Raw genomic sequence first — 11,980 nt, 5'->3', positions numbered from 1 at the left:
CACTGCGCTGCGCGTGACGATGGTACCGAGAGCGCCGCCCCCGCCGTCCACCTACGCCCCTTCCCGCTCTCCCTCCGCCTTCTCCCCGAGCGACTTCAGCAGGCGCTCGCGGTCCCCTTCCTCCCAGGCGCAGAGCTCCAGTCCGTGCGGGCCGGTCAGCCGGCGGAAGCCGTCGTTCCGGTCCAGCCGGCCGCGGACCCGGACCGGCAGGCCCGCGAGGTGGGCCTCGGCGGCCAGCCGGTAGTCGGGGTCGGGCAGGCGGAGCCTGAGTTCGCGGACCTCGGCGCCGGCCAGCACCCGCAGCCGTACCGAGCCCTGGCCCGTCGGGTCGGCACGCTTGAGCCGGGTGACCACGCCGACCACGGTGACGGCGACGGCGGGCTCACTGCGTTCCAGCAGGCCGGCGGCCTCCGCCAGGGCGGGCAGGTCGCCGGGCGAGAAATCGAGGTCGATCCGGCGGTCCCCGAAGCCGCCGGGCGTCCCGGCGGCGGGCGACCAGGCGACGCCGAACCGGGCGCCGGTCGCGCCGCGCACCAGGTCCTCGACGGACCGGACGAGCTCCCTGCTGACCCCGGCCCGGACGGCGTTCCCGAGGGCCTCGGGCCCGCCGCTGACCCGCCGGTAGTCGACGGCGTCGCGCAGTGCCTCCAGGGCGCGGACCAGGGTGGTGACGGCGGCCCGGCCCTCCGGGGCGGGGGTGTACGCGGTGAGGGTGGCGCCCTGTTCGACGAGCAGGACGCGGTCCAGGAAGTCCCCGGCCAGGCCGTCCAGCCGGGCGCCGAAGTAGCCGGCCGTCGCCCGGGAGGCCTTGGCGCCGGCGGCGAGCATCCCGCGGGCCGCCCGGCGCAGCCGCTCGGCCTCGTCCCAGGGGGCGGCCCCGGCGGGGCCGGACGGCTCCCGCTGCCAGCGCAGCTCGTCGCCGGGGACGGCGAGGGCGAGCAGGATCGAGCGGGCGGAGGGGGTCCGGGAGCGGGAGAGCGCGGTGACGGCGTCGGCGAGGAGTTCGACGGCGTCGTCGAAGCCGTCCCCGGCCGGGACGAGCAGGCTGGTGCCGGGCTCGCCGTCGGGCGGGGTCCAGCGTCCGTACCTGGCGGCGGGTCCGCCGCGGCGGACCCAGCCGTGCCGGGCGAGCAGGGTGGCCAGCACCGTCGGGTCGACGGCGGCCGGGTCGGGCAGGGGCCTGGCCGGCTCGCCCGGTCCGTACGGCGGTGTCATGGGTCCGCTTCCTCCCTGCCGGGGCCGGGCCGTCACGGGCTGCCGCCCGCGCCGACCCTGGCCATGATGGCGCACAGCGCGCGGTCGTCGAAGACCTCGCCGGTGGGCACCCTGACGTTGGTGCGCCGCTGTCCGGTGACCGGGTGGCCGGCCAGGTTGATCCAGTAGCAGCAGTGCCGCAGCTCCAGGGCGTCCGGGCGGGCCCGCAGCCAGTCGTCGACCCGGCGCGGCAGCAGCATCACGACCAGGATCCGCGGCACGGCGACCCGGGGCCGGGCGAGCTTGCGCAGGTGGTCGTTGTCCAGGGTGAAGCTGAAGAACGGCCCGGCCGGGTCGGGCGCGACCTGCTGGGTGGCCTTGAGCTGGATCTTGACGGTGACCTCGTCGTCCACCTCGTGCGCCCGGGAGCCGTGGCTGACGTGCCAGTCGATGCCGTTGTCCGGGAACGGCTGGGAGAGCGAGCAGCCGGCCGCGGCGGCGACCGCGTGCAGGTAGCCGACCTGCAGGGTCTCCATGCAGGCGGTCACCGCGAGGTTCCCCCGCAGGACGGCCGCCGCCTCCTCGGGCTGCGGCTGGGTCAGTGCCATCGCCCGTGGCCTCCCCCGGTTCCGGGCCCGTCCCGGTCCGGGCGGGCCAGTCGATTCGAACGGGACGGTCATGGGCAGGATCCCCGGTCGGGCTTGGGCCAAACGGGTTGAAGGAGCGTCAGGACCGGGTATCAACCGGGCGCAACGCTCGTCTGAGGGGCAGTCATGCAGCAGCTCTGGTACACCGGCCCGCTCGCCTCCTTCGACACCGAGACCACCGGCGTGGACGTGGAGCACGACCGGATCGTCTCGGCCGCCCTGGTCGTCCAGCTCGCGCCGGGCGCGGCGGTGCGGACCACCACCTGGCTCGCCGATCCGGGCGTGCCGATCCCGGACGGCGCCCGCGCGGTGCACGGCATCACCGACGAGCAGGTGCGCGCCCACGGCAGCCCGGCCCGCACCGTGGTGGCGGAGGTCGTCCGCGCGCTGGCGGCCGAGGCGCTGGCCGGGCGTCCGGTGGTGGTGATGAACGCGCCCTACGACCTGACGCTGCTGGACCGGGAGTCGCGCCGTCACCACGGCCTGGCGCTGACCGACGGGCTGGCCACGGCCGGGCTGGTGGTGCTGGATCCGCGGGTGCTGGACAAGCACGTGGACCGCTACCGCAAGGGCCGCCGGACGCTGACCGACCTGTGCGCCCACTACGGCGTGGAGCTGGCCGGAGCGCACGACGCGGCGGCGGACGCGACGGCGGCACTGGAGCTGACCCGGCGGATGGGCACCCGCTACCCGGCCGCGATCGGCGGGCTGACGGCGGCGGAGCTGCACCTGCGGCAGGCGGTATGGCACGCGGCGCAGGCCCGTGGGCTGCAGCGCTGGTTCGACCGCTCGGGGACGCCGGAGCGGGTGGACCCGTCCTGGCCGCTGCGGCCGGCCCGGTGCGGCTGCGGGCGCCGGCTGGAGCCCGAGCACGGCTGCGAGGCGGCGGCGTAGCGGCCGGCCCGGCATTCGGTCCCGAACGCGCCGCAGGCCCTGACCGGTTTACTGGTCAGGGCCTGCGTGCTGTCCGGTGGGCGATACTGGGATCGAACCAGTGACCCCTTCGGTGTGAACGAAGTGCTCTCCCGCTGAGCTAATCGCCCGGGCAACGAGATGAACTCTAGCACCGTTCACGGGTGGTCGTACAACTCGTCCGTTCCGGGTACTTCCGGGCACCGCCGACGCCTCCGCAGAACTCGCGCTCCGCGCGGAAGGTGACTGCGCCTCAGCCGATTACCGGCGACCCTTCGGGCGGATTCCGGAAATACATGTGAGGCCCAGCCGATAATCGACTGGGCCTCACATATCACAATGCATTCCGGTGGGCGATACTGGGATCGAACCAGTGACCCCTTCGGTGTGAACGAAGTGCTCTCCCGCTGAGCTAATCGCCCGGGTGCAGGGAAAACATTACCGCATCCCTGGAGGTGCTCCGAACACCGTCGCCGCCCTCGGCCGGGCACCCGGGCAGGTCAGCTCCCGTCCGGCCGCCAGGGGACGGCCAGGCCGTAGCGGGCGAAGTACCAGCCGCCCGCCCCGGCGATCACGGCCAGGCCGATCGCGGTGAGGGTGAGGTTGCGGCGGCGCACCCGCGGGTCCATGGCCCGCTGGGCGGCCTCGGCGACCTTGCGGCGGGTCCGGCGCAGGGCCAGCTGGGCCCAGACGAACTCGGTGGCCCAGATCCCCATGCCGAGGAAGATCACCAGCCAGCCGGGGCCCGGCAGCGGCAGCATGACCAGTCCGAGCACGACCACGGCGAGCCCGGCCAGGAAGATCGCCACCTGCCAGACCCGGTGCAGCGTCCGCGAGCGGCGGACGAAGGCCGGGGCCCGCGAACCGACCGCCCTGCCGCCGTCGACGGCCGCGTCAACCTCCCCGGCCGCTTCACCCGTTCCCGTGTTCCCGCCCGCCTTGTCGTTTCGCACAGTCATGCCAGGAAACTAACCAAGAAGTACCCGGGTAATGCCCGGCCCGGCTGCCCCGAGGCGATTCCGCAATGCGCCGTAAGGGGTACGACTCGCGCCCGAATCGGGACAGAGGGGTTTACATCGGTCGTGGGGGTGGGATGGTCCGTTCGCCGACGTGCGATTCCCCGAGCGCACACTGAGCGAAAGGCCATGGCGCTTATGAACACCACGGTCAGCTGCGAGCTGCACCTGCGCCTCATCGTGTCCAGCGAGTCCTCACTGCCTGTCCCCGCAGGCCTGCGCTACGACACCGCCGACCCCTACGCCGTGCACGCCACGTTCCACACGGGCGCCGACGAGACCGTGGAGTGGGTGTTCGCCCGAGATCTCCTCGCGGAGGGGCTGCACCGACCCACCGGTACCGGCGACGTCCGGGTGTGGCCGTCGCGCAGCCACGGGCAAGGGGTGGTCTGCATCGCGCTGAGCTCTCCGGAAGGAGAAGCCCTGCTGGAGGCCCCGGCCCGGGCGCTTGAGTCGTTCCTCAAGCGGACGGACGCCGCGGTGCCCCCCGGCACCGAACACCGTCACTTCGACCTCGACCGGGAGCTGTCCCACATCCTCGCCGAAAGCTGACCCCGACCGGGAGGAGGTCACGCCCCGCCGTCGGCGGGGCCGTAACTCCTGCCGTCATCGCAGCCGTCCTACTCGGGGGCACGGCAGCGGACTCAGCCGCGCACCACGCGGCCTCGGGGCCGGCGGGCGGACCGCTCCCACCGGAACGGGTCCACAGCACCACGCACCACAGGCGCCCGGCGGCCCCACCCGCCTCGGGCCCCAGCCGGTTCGGAGGCCGGTGCGCCGGGGCGGTGCCCGGTTTGGGAGGCCTTGCCGGACTGCGCACACGTATTCGAAAGAAGGCACCGCCCTACCGGCACCGGGCCCGGTATGGTCTGGGGTGACCGTGGACGCGGGGCACCGGAGTCCCCCTGCGCGAGGAGCCCCCACCGTGCTGATCACCCATGACACCGAGTGCGCGCTGAGCATCCTCGTGGAACTGCTCAACACCGCGCCCGACGTCTGCGGCGCCGAGCGACTGCCGGACGTCGCCGCGCTCGACGCCTTCGTGGTCCGCCAGGAGATCAGTGAGATCGACTCGCTGACCGAGGACGACCTGCGCCGGGTGCACGACCTGCGCACCCGGCTGCGCGAGGTGTTCGGGACGGAGTCCACCGCGGAGGCCGCCGAGCTGGTCAACTCGATCGTCGCGGCCGCCGGGACGACGCCCCGGCTGACCGACCACGACGGCCACGACTGGCACATCCACTACTTCGCGCCGCACGCCGCACTCGACGACCACCTGGCGGCCGAGCTGGGCATGGCGCTGGCCCTGATCCTGATGGCGGGCGAGCGGGAGCGGCTGCGCCGGTGCGAGGCACCGGACTGCGCGCGGGTCTTCGTGGACCTCTCCCGGAACCGGTCGCGGCGCTACTGCGACAGCCGCACCTGCGGCAACCGGCTGCACGTCGCCGCCTACCGGGCGCGCCAGCGGTCGGCGGAGGCCGTCCCCTCCGCCTGATCCGCCGGCCTGACCAGCCAGGTCGATCCGCCGGACCGCCGGCTCAGATGCCGCGCTTGCGAAGGATCTCCTCGACATCGGCGAAGTCACCGAGGGCGTCCTCCCGCTTGCCCCCGGCCGGCTTCTTCGGGGCCTTGGGCGTCGGCGTCACCGCCGGGCGCTCGGGCGCCGCGGCCGCGGCTGCCGGGCGCTCCTGGGCGCCCTCCACCGGGGTGCCGCGACGACTCACCCAGCGGGTGGTGACCAGCAGGGCCGCCGAGACGCCCAGCAGCGCGATACCGGTCCACACCCGGGGGTCGAGGACCAGCTTGGTCGCCCAGTCCGCGAACTCCCGTGCGATCGTGCTCGCCAGCGGGAAGAGTCCGGTCAGGTAGATCCCGGCGGGCAGCAGGGCCACCGCGAACCAGCGGGTCGCCGACAGGAAGCGCCGCCGGTAGGCCCGCAGCCCCGCGAAGGCCACCCCGCCCGCCGTGAGGATGAAGCTGATCGCCGCGCTCAGCACGGGGCCGCTCCTTCGTGTCCGGTCGTTCTTGTCATCGGTCTCTTCCTCTCGGTCCGCCCTCGGGCGCACCTCCGGCCGGAGCGGGCGCCCACTAGTGGAACACTGGGGGAATGATCGATGGTTCCCTCCCCCGCCTCGAGTTCTGGTGCGACCTCCAGTGCCCGGACTGCCACGCCGCGCTGGACGACGTACGGGCGCTGCGCGCGCAGTACGGCGACGCGCTGTCCGTGGAGCTGCGGCACTTCCCGCTGGAGAAGCACAAGCACGCCTACGCCGCCGCGGAAGCGGCCGAAGAGGCGTTCGCGCAGGGGTTGGGCTGGCCGTTCGTGGAGGCGCTGCTGGCCCGCACCGAGGAGCTGGGAACGCGCGGACAGCAGGTGCTGCTGGACGTGGCCGGGGAGGTCGGGGCCGACGTCGACGAGGTGGACACCGCGCTGATCGACGGCCGGCACATGCTGATCGTCGACGCCGACCAGGCCGAGGGCAAGGCGATCGGCGTCACGGGCACGCCGACGTACGTGATCGGCGGCAGGCGCCTCGACGGTGGCCGGAGCCAGGACGGGCTGCGCGCGGAGATCGCGGCCGTCATCGAGGCGGCGAAGGCTTCCTGACGACACGTCGGGTCACAGCGGCTTGCCGTAGCGGCGCTCGGTGACCTCGTAGCCCAGCGAGGCGTAGAGCCGGGCGGCGACCTCGTTGCGGGCGAAGACGTTGAGGCCGAGGTTGCGGACCCCGGCGGCCAGGCACTCGCGTTCGGCGACCAGCATCAGCGTGCGTCCGTGTCCCCGGCCCCGGTGGGCCGGGGACACCTCGACACCGCACACCCAGGCGAGCGGTTCGCCGTCCGGCAGGTCGTACAGGCGCAGCTGCACCCAGATCGATCCGTACGGGCCTTCGCCGTCGGCGCCGTACAGCCTGCGCAGGACCACACCGGGAGTCTCGGCGCCCTGCGGGGCCGAGACCGGCCGGCCGCCGCCGGTCCTGGCGCGGGCCTGCTCCTCGGTGAGCCCGGACTCGACCAGCGAACGGTGGTAGCCCTCCGTGGAACGGGCGAGCCAGCCGTCGAAGTCCGCCGGGTCGAACGGGCGCACGCTCACCCCGGCGGGCAGGTCCGCGACGGCGGCCAGCCGCTTGGACATCAACAGGGCCCGCTCGGTGTAGCCGAGGGCGACGGCGAGCCCGCGGGCCGTCCCGGCCCGCTCGGGGACGCCGACGTCGACCCGGACGCAGCCCCAGCTGCGCAGCACCTCCTCGGCGGCCAGCCCGCCGAACGTGCCCCGGCCCCGGCCGCGCCCCTCGGTGATCTCCAACTCGGATATCTCGCCCCAGAGTTGGTCGGCCTGCGGTTCGGCGGTGGTGCGCAGCGCGCCCACCTGGCGGCCGTTCGAGAGGATCAGCCAGCGTCTGGTGCGGCCGCCGGCCGCGGTGGGTGTCTCCGGGCCCTCGGGGCGCAGCGTGGTGGTCATGTGGTGCTCCCTTCCCTGCTGCTCGGAGGGTTATCCACGTGGCCGGCGCGCTCTCTCCCGGCCGGGGCCCGCCCGGAGTGGGATCAGGGGTCGAGGTCGTCGCCGCCGCGCTCGGCGAAGACGGCCATGGCCTTGGCGGTGACGGGGCCGGTGCCGGGCAGTTCACGGTCGTCGACGCGGGTGACGGCCTGGACGTCGCGGGTGGTGGAGGTCAGGAAGACCTCCTCGGCGCTCCGGAGGACGTCGAGCGGGAGGTCGGCCTCCTCGGCGCCGCACCAGTCGACGACGAGCTGCCGGGTGATGCCGGCCAGGCAGCCGGAGGCGAGGGTGGGGGTGAGCAGGCGTCCGTCGACGACCACGAAGACGTTGGAACCGGTGCCCTCGCAGAGCAGGCCGGCGGTGTTGGCGAACAGGGCCTCGGAGGCGCCGGCCCGGTGGGCGGCGGCCAGGGCGACGACGTTCTCGGCGTACGAGGTGGTCTTGAGGCCCGCGACGGCGCTGTGCTCGTTGCGGCGCCAGGGGACGACGGCGACGGCGGTCTCGTCGGGGCGGCGGCCGATCGCGCTGAAGGCGACGACCAGGGTGGGGCCGGCGGTGCCGCGCTCGGAGCCGAGCGGGCCGTTGCCGCCGGTGTAGGTGACGCGCAGCCGGCCGAGCGGCGCGGGGTTGGCCGCGAGGACCCGGGCGCAGGCCTCGCGGACCAGGTCGTGGTCGGGGTCGGCCAGGCCGAGGCCGCGGGCGGAGCGGGTGAGCCGGTCGAGGTGGCGGGTGACCGCGAAGGCCCGGCCGTCGACCGTCTTCAGGGTCTCGAAGACGCCGTCGCCGGTGGTGAGGCCGTGGTCGAGGACGGAGACGGCCGCATCGGCCGAGTCGACGAGGGCGCCGTTGACCCAGCTCGTGCTGCTGGTGTGCATCGAGTACTGCTCCTAGGCGGTGGGGCTCAGGCCCCGGTCGGGTCGAAATCGCTGCCGGGTTCGCTGCCCGACGCTATCGCGACCAGGCGGGCCGCCTTCAGCTCGGTCTCGGCCCACTCCCGCTCGGGGTCGGAGCCCCAGGTGATGCCGGCGCCGGTGCCGAAGCGCAGGACCGGGGCGCCGGGGTCCTCCCGGTCGATCCAGAACGTGCGGATGCCGACGGCGAGTTCGGCCTCGCCGCGGTCGGCGTCGACCCAGCCGACGGCTCCGCAGTACGGGCCGCGCGGGGCGGTCTCCAGGGCTTCGATGATCCGCAGGGCGCTGGACTTGGGGGCGCCGGTGACGGAGCCGGGCGGGAAGGTGGCGGCGAGGAGTTCGGGCCAGCCGGCGCCTTTGCGCAGGGTGCCCTCGACGGTGGAGACCAGGTGGACCAGGCCGGGGTGCTTCTCGACGGCGCAGAGGTCGGGGACGGTGACGCTGCCGGTCCCGCAGACCCGCCCGAGGTCGTTGCGGACCAGGTCGACGATCATCACGTTCTCGGCGTGGTCCTTGTCGAGGAGGTCGTCCTCGGTGCGGCCGGTGCCCTTGATCGGCCCCGAGGAGACGGTGCGGCCGGTGCGACGACGCAGGTAGAGCTCGGGCGAGGCGGTGGCGATCTCGACGCCGTGCCCGGGCAGCCGGATGGTGCCGGCGTAGGGGGCGGGGTTGCCGCGGGCGAGCAGGCCGGTGAGGGCGTCGACGTCGCTGCGGTCCGGGTCGGGCAGCGGCGCGGACAGCACCCGGCAGAGGTTGGCCTGGTAGACCTCGCCGGCGGCTATGTGCTCGCGGATGCGGCGTACGCCCGCGGTGTAGGCGGCACGGTCGAGGGAGCTGTGCCAGCTGCCGGCGTCCGGCCCGCACCAGCCGGCGCCGGAGGGCGGGGCGGGGGCCGGGCGGACCTCGTCGAAGCGGGCGCAGGTGAGGCGGCCCTCGAAGTCGTAGGCGACGGCCCAGTGGCCGGCGGAGTCCAGGGCTGCCGGGTCCGAGGTGACGTCACGCAGTCCGGTGGCCAGGCGGCCGCCGAAGCGGGCGAGCGGGGTGCGGGGGTCGGGGTGGCCGGACACGGTTCTCCTGCTCGGTGGCGCTGGGGCGGTGCCTGAAGTGTAGGTCGGGGGGCGCGGGTCGGGGTCGGCTCACGCCCCCGCGCGCGAGCAGCTGTGTGCGTCGCGCGGGTGTGCGCCGGGTGACCTGCGGATGATCGTCCGGGAGCGCCGCAGGTGGTGGCGGGTGACCCGGGAGGGCTGACGGGACGGCACTCACCGGCCATCCCCTCGGCATGCTGCGGGAACGGATTTTTAGCTGGCCCGGGAATCCGCTAGAGTTCAACACGTCGCCAGGGAGCGCAGCCGCAGAAAAGCGGTGAAGGTCCCCGGGAGACAGGCGGACGTGGCTCAGTTGGTAGAGCATCACCTTGCCAAGGTGAGGGTCGCGAGTTCGAATCTCGTCGTCCGCTCGGTGGAGAACAGTGTAAGATCGTTCTTCATGTGTTGCCTGGTGGAGTGGCCGAGAGGCGAGGCAACGGCCTGCAAAGCCGTGTACACGGGTTCAAATCCCGTCTCCACCTCCAAGAGGTCCCCCCGGTTCGACCGGGAGGCCTCCCCGCGCGATTAGCTCAGCGGGAGAGCACTACCTTGACACGGTAGGGGTCACTGGTTCAATCCCAGTATCGCGCACGTCAGGCCCTTCGAGGCCTGCTGCGAGACCGCCAGATCAGGCGCGATTAGCTCAGCGGGAGAGCACTACCTTGACACGGTAGGGGTCACTGGTTCAATCCCAGTATCGCGCACAGTAACGGGCCCTCCGGGGTCTGCTGCAACACCGCCGCACCAGGCGCGATTAGCTCAGCGGGAGAGCACTACCTTGACACGGTAGGGGTCACTGGTTCAATCCCAGTATCGCGCACGTCAGGCCCTTCGAGGCCTGCTGCGAGACCGCCAGATCAGGCGCGATTAGCTCAGCGGGAGAGCACTACCTTGACACGGTAGGGGTCACTGGTTCAATCCCAGTATCGCGCACAGTGAGGACCGGGGTCATGATCCGTGAGGATCGCGGCCTCGGTCCTTTTTCGTTCTCCGGCAAGGGCCGGAAAAGGAGAAGAGCCGCGCACGGACGCCCTCACCGACGTCCGCACGCGGCATCTCCGCCTGCCGGGGTGCTCTGCGCACCGCTCTCGCCCGTCCGCGAGTCGTCGCGGCCGCGGCCTCCCCGGCGACACCGTTCCCCGTCCCCAGGGGCCCGGTGTCAGTCTTCGGCCGGCCCCTCGGGGCCGGTGTCCTTACTTCTTCCTGCTGCTCCTCCCGCTCAGCGGGTGATCAGTTCGGCGACGGCCTGGGCCTGGTTCGCCATCTGGTCCCACCCGCCGAAGAGCAGCATCAGGAGCACGGCGCACGGCAGGGCCATGGCCAGCGCCACGGCGGGGTGCCGCGTGGGCTGCTCGGTGGACCGGGACTGGACGAAGGCCTGCCGGCGGCGGTGGGGGTTTCCCGTGAGCTGCGGTGGCATGTCCTTGCTCCTGATCCGGTCGAGTTGGCGCGGTGAACGGCTTACCTCGGGGGACGAGCTCCCCGTCCACCGCTGAACACAACGCTATTGGTCAGGGGGCCTTCCGGGCGTCATGCCGTCGTACTGTTCCTCGGACGTACCGGAGGATGACGAGCGGTCCCGGGGCCTACTACCGCAGGGGGAGGGAAGGCTCATCCGACCCCCGAGGGAACCCTGAGGGGCAACCCCGAGAAACCCTCCGGCGACTCCGTGACCTGCGAGACCGTGCAAGATCGGACAATCGCATGGTGGCTTCAGGTGTTGCGTATCAGCACACCGCAGCAGGCAGTCCGTAAGCTGTGCCAGACAGGAACTGACGATGGCCCAACCGACGGGGCCTCACCCACAGGCTGACGGGGAACGGAACATGGCGATGATGCGGCTGAGGCGTGAGGACCCCCGCATCGTCGGGCCGTACCGCCTGCACCGGCGACTCGGCGCCGGCGGCATGGGCGTGGTGTACCTCGGGTCCGACCGCCGCGGGCAGCGCGTCGCCCTCAAGCTGATCCGCGCCGAACTCGCCGAGGACCTGGAGTTCCGCACCCGTTTCGCCCGCGAGATCGCCGCCGCCTCCCGGATCCGGGGCGGCTGCACCGCACGCGTGGTCGGCTCGGACATCGAGACCGAACGGCCCTGGCTGGCCACCGCGTACGTGCCGGGCCCCTCGCTCTACAAGCGGGTCGGCGACGAGGGGCCGATGAGCTGGCCCGAGGCGGCCAGGATCGGGGCCGCGCTGGCCGACGGGCTGGTCAAGGTGCACGAGGCGGGGGTGGTCCACCGGGACCTCAAGCCCTCCAACATCCTGCTCTCCCCCCGGGGTCCGCGGATCATCGACTTCGGCATCGCGTGGTCGCGCGGCGCCAGCACCCTCACCCACGTGGGCACCGCGGTCGGCTCCCCCGGCTTCCTCGCGCCCGAGCAGGTCCGCGGAGCCGCCGTCACTCCCGCCACCGACGTCTTCGCCTTCGGGGCCACGCTCGCGTACGCGCTCACCGGGGACACCCCGTTCGGGTCGGGGGCATCCTCCGAAGTGATGCTGTACCGGGTCGTCCACGAGGAGCCCGACCTGTCGGCGGTGCCGCCGCAGCTCGCGCCGCTGATCCGGGCCTGCCTGGCCAAGGAGCCCGCCGAGCGGCCGGGGGCGGCCGCACTGCACGAACGGCTCACCGAACTGGCGTCACGCGGCTCGGCGGTGGGAGCCGCCGGTGGCGGGGCCCGTGGGGCACGTCCCGGGCGGGGCGCCGCCGCGGCGGC

General features: G+C 73.3%; 13 protein-coding genes and 8 tRNA genes. 11 read left to right on the top strand and 10 right to left on the bottom strand.

All coding sequences use genetic code 11. The annotated features are described in order from the left end of the window. Positions 1–51: 51 nt before the first annotated feature. Both BU198_RS39220 and BU198_RS39215 read right to left on the bottom strand, forming a co-directional pair. Positions 52–1,215, bottom strand: a complete 1,164-nt coding sequence (locus BU198_RS39220) for a hypothetical protein (protein WP_188301503.1) — start codon at positions 1,213–1,215, stop codon at positions 52–54. Positions 1,216–1,247: 32 nt separating this feature from the next. After that, positions 1,248–1,802, bottom strand: a complete 555-nt coding sequence (locus tag BU198_RS39215) for a DUF4365 domain-containing protein (RefSeq protein WP_188301502.1) — start codon at positions 1,800–1,802, stop codon at positions 1,248–1,250. Between the two features lie 165 nt (positions 1,803–1,967). On the opposite strand from BU198_RS39215, the gene BU198_RS39210 reads away from it, so the two are divergent. Further along, on the top strand, positions 1,968–2,735 hold the full coding sequence (locus BU198_RS39210) for an exonuclease domain-containing protein (protein ID WP_188301501.1): 768 nt from the start codon (positions 1,968–1,970) through the stop codon (positions 2,733–2,735). Positions 2,736–2,812: 77 nt separating this feature from the next. Here the strand turns inward: BU198_RS39210 and BU198_RS39205 are convergent. The 3 genes from BU198_RS39205 to BU198_RS39195 all read right to left on the bottom strand — a co-directional run bounded on the left by BU198_RS39205 (position 2,813) and on the right by BU198_RS39195 (position 3,712). Next, positions 2,813–2,884, bottom strand: a tRNA-Val gene (locus BU198_RS39205). Positions 2,885–3,103: 219 nt separating this feature from the next. Beyond that, positions 3,104–3,175, bottom strand: a tRNA-Val gene (locus tag BU198_RS39200). Positions 3,176–3,253: 78 nt separating this feature from the next. After that, positions 3,254–3,712 (bottom strand): TIGR02611 family protein, encoded by a 459-nt coding sequence (locus BU198_RS39195; RefSeq protein WP_188301500.1) that lies wholly within the window; start codon positions 3,710–3,712, stop codon positions 3,254–3,256. Between the two features lie 195 nt (positions 3,713–3,907). Here BU198_RS39195 and BU198_RS39190 point away from each other — a divergent pair, with 195 nt between their 5' ends. Continuing rightward, positions 3,908–4,321, top strand: a complete 414-nt coding sequence (locus tag BU198_RS39190) for an SsgA family sporulation/cell division regulator (protein WP_030056266.1) — start codon at positions 3,908–3,910, stop codon at positions 4,319–4,321. Positions 4,322–4,694: 373 nt separating this feature from the next. Then, a complete protein-coding gene (locus tag BU198_RS39185) occupies positions 4,695–5,264 on the top strand; it encodes a CGNR zinc finger domain-containing protein (protein WP_188301499.1) in 570 nt (189 codons plus the stop codon). Between the two features lie 43 nt (positions 5,265–5,307). Here the strand turns inward: BU198_RS39185 and BU198_RS39180 are convergent, their stop codons facing one another. Further along, positions 5,308–5,766, bottom strand: coding sequence for a hypothetical protein (locus tag BU198_RS39180; RefSeq protein WP_188301498.1), 459 nt, complete (start codon positions 5,764–5,766; stop codon positions 5,308–5,310). 110 nt (positions 5,767–5,876) lie between these two features. On the opposite strand from BU198_RS39180, the gene BU198_RS39175 reads away from it, so the two are divergent. Further along, on the top strand, positions 5,877–6,377 hold the full coding sequence (locus BU198_RS39175; RefSeq protein WP_188301497.1) for a DsbA family protein: 501 nt from the start codon (positions 5,877–5,879) through the stop codon (positions 6,375–6,377). A gap of 12 nt (positions 6,378–6,389) precedes the next feature. On the opposite strand, the gene BU198_RS39170 is transcribed toward BU198_RS39175, so the two are convergent. The 3 genes from BU198_RS39170 to BU198_RS39160 all read right to left on the bottom strand — a co-directional run bounded on the left by BU198_RS39170 (position 6,390) and on the right by BU198_RS39160 (position 9,249). Continuing rightward, positions 6,390–7,232, bottom strand: coding sequence for a GNAT family N-acetyltransferase (locus BU198_RS39170; RefSeq protein ID WP_188301496.1), 843 nt, complete (start codon positions 7,230–7,232; stop codon positions 6,390–6,392). Between the two features lie 83 nt (positions 7,233–7,315). Then, positions 7,316–8,146 carry an aminotransferase class IV gene (locus BU198_RS39165; protein WP_188301495.1) on the bottom strand — a complete coding sequence of 277 codons (831 nt, stop codon included), beginning with the start codon at positions 8,144–8,146 and terminating at the stop codon, positions 7,316–7,318. A 26-nt stretch (positions 8,147–8,172) separates the two neighbouring features. Beyond that, positions 8,173–9,249 (bottom strand): chorismate-binding protein, encoded by a 1,077-nt coding sequence (locus tag BU198_RS39160; RefSeq protein WP_188301494.1) that lies wholly within the window; start codon positions 9,247–9,249, stop codon positions 8,173–8,175. 316 nt (positions 9,250–9,565) lie between these two features. On the opposite strand from BU198_RS39160, the gene BU198_RS39155 reads away from it, so the two are divergent. The 6 genes from BU198_RS39155 (at position 9,566) to BU198_RS39130 (ending at position 10,200) form a co-directional block, all read left to right on the top strand. Continuing rightward, positions 9,566–9,638, top strand: a tRNA-Gly gene (locus BU198_RS39155). 40 nt (positions 9,639–9,678) lie between these two features. Continuing rightward, positions 9,679–9,752 (top strand) — tRNA-Cys (locus tag BU198_RS39150). A 34-nt stretch (positions 9,753–9,786) separates the two neighbouring features. Continuing rightward, a tRNA-Val gene (locus tag BU198_RS39145) sits at positions 9,787–9,858 on the top strand. A 41-nt stretch (positions 9,859–9,899) separates the two neighbouring features. Then, positions 9,900–9,971: transfer RNA gene (locus BU198_RS39140), tRNA-Val, on the top strand. A 44-nt stretch (positions 9,972–10,015) separates the two neighbouring features. Further along, positions 10,016–10,087: transfer RNA gene (locus BU198_RS39135), tRNA-Val, on the top strand. Between the two features lie 41 nt (positions 10,088–10,128). Further along, positions 10,129–10,200, top strand: a tRNA-Val gene (locus BU198_RS39130). Positions 10,201–10,486: 286 nt separating this feature from the next. Here the strand turns inward: BU198_RS39130 and BU198_RS39125 are convergent. Continuing rightward, positions 10,487–10,687: a hypothetical protein gene (locus BU198_RS39125; RefSeq protein WP_188301493.1), complete on the bottom strand. Its 201-nt coding sequence runs from the start codon at positions 10,685–10,687 to the stop codon at positions 10,487–10,489. 406 nt (positions 10,688–11,093) lie between these two features. Between BU198_RS39125 and BU198_RS39120 the strand changes: the two genes are divergently transcribed. After that, a partial coding sequence (locus tag BU198_RS39120; RefSeq protein WP_188301492.1) for a serine/threonine-protein kinase occupies positions 11,094–11,980 on the top strand: 887 nt, incomplete at its 3' end.

The organism is Streptomyces sp. CBMA156, assembly GCF_014596515.1.
Lineage (GTDB): Bacteria > Actinomycetota > Actinomycetes > Streptomycetales > Streptomycetaceae > Kitasatospora.
The sequence above is the reverse complement of the archived record's forward strand: the minus strand, read 5'-3'. Positions and strand labels throughout refer to the sequence as shown.

Excerpts from the sequence above, each read along its gene's own strand:
- BU198_RS39220 (WP_188301503.1), bottom strand. The coding sequence starts at position 1,215 with ATGACACCGCCGTACGGACCGGGCGAGCCGGCCAGGCCCCTGCCCGAC.
- BU198_RS39215 (WP_188301502.1), bottom strand. The coding sequence starts at position 1,802 with ATGGCACTGACCCAGCCGCAGCCCGAGGAGGCGGCGGCCGTCCTGCGG.
- BU198_RS39210 (WP_188301501.1), top strand. The coding sequence starts at position 1,968 with ATGCAGCAGCTCTGGTACACCGGCCCGCTCGCCTCCTTCGACACCGAG.
- BU198_RS39195 (WP_188301500.1), bottom strand. The coding sequence starts at position 3,712 with ATGACTGTGCGAAACGACAAGGCGGGCGGGAACACGGGAACGGGTGAA.
- BU198_RS39190 (WP_030056266.1), top strand. The coding sequence starts at position 3,908 with ATGAACACCACGGTCAGCTGCGAGCTGCACCTGCGCCTCATCGTGTCC.
- BU198_RS39175 (WP_188301497.1), top strand. The coding sequence starts at position 5,877 with ATGATCGATGGTTCCCTCCCCCGCCTCGAGTTCTGGTGCGACCTCCAG.
- BU198_RS39170 (WP_188301496.1), bottom strand. The coding sequence starts at position 7,232 with ATGACCACCACGCTGCGCCCCGAGGGCCCGGAGACACCCACCGCGGCC.
- BU198_RS39165 (WP_188301495.1), bottom strand. The coding sequence starts at position 8,146 with ATGCACACCAGCAGCACGAGCTGGGTCAACGGCGCCCTCGTCGACTCG.
- BU198_RS39125 (WP_188301493.1), bottom strand. The coding sequence starts at position 10,687 with ATGCCACCGCAGCTCACGGGAAACCCCCACCGCCGCCGGCAGGCCTTC.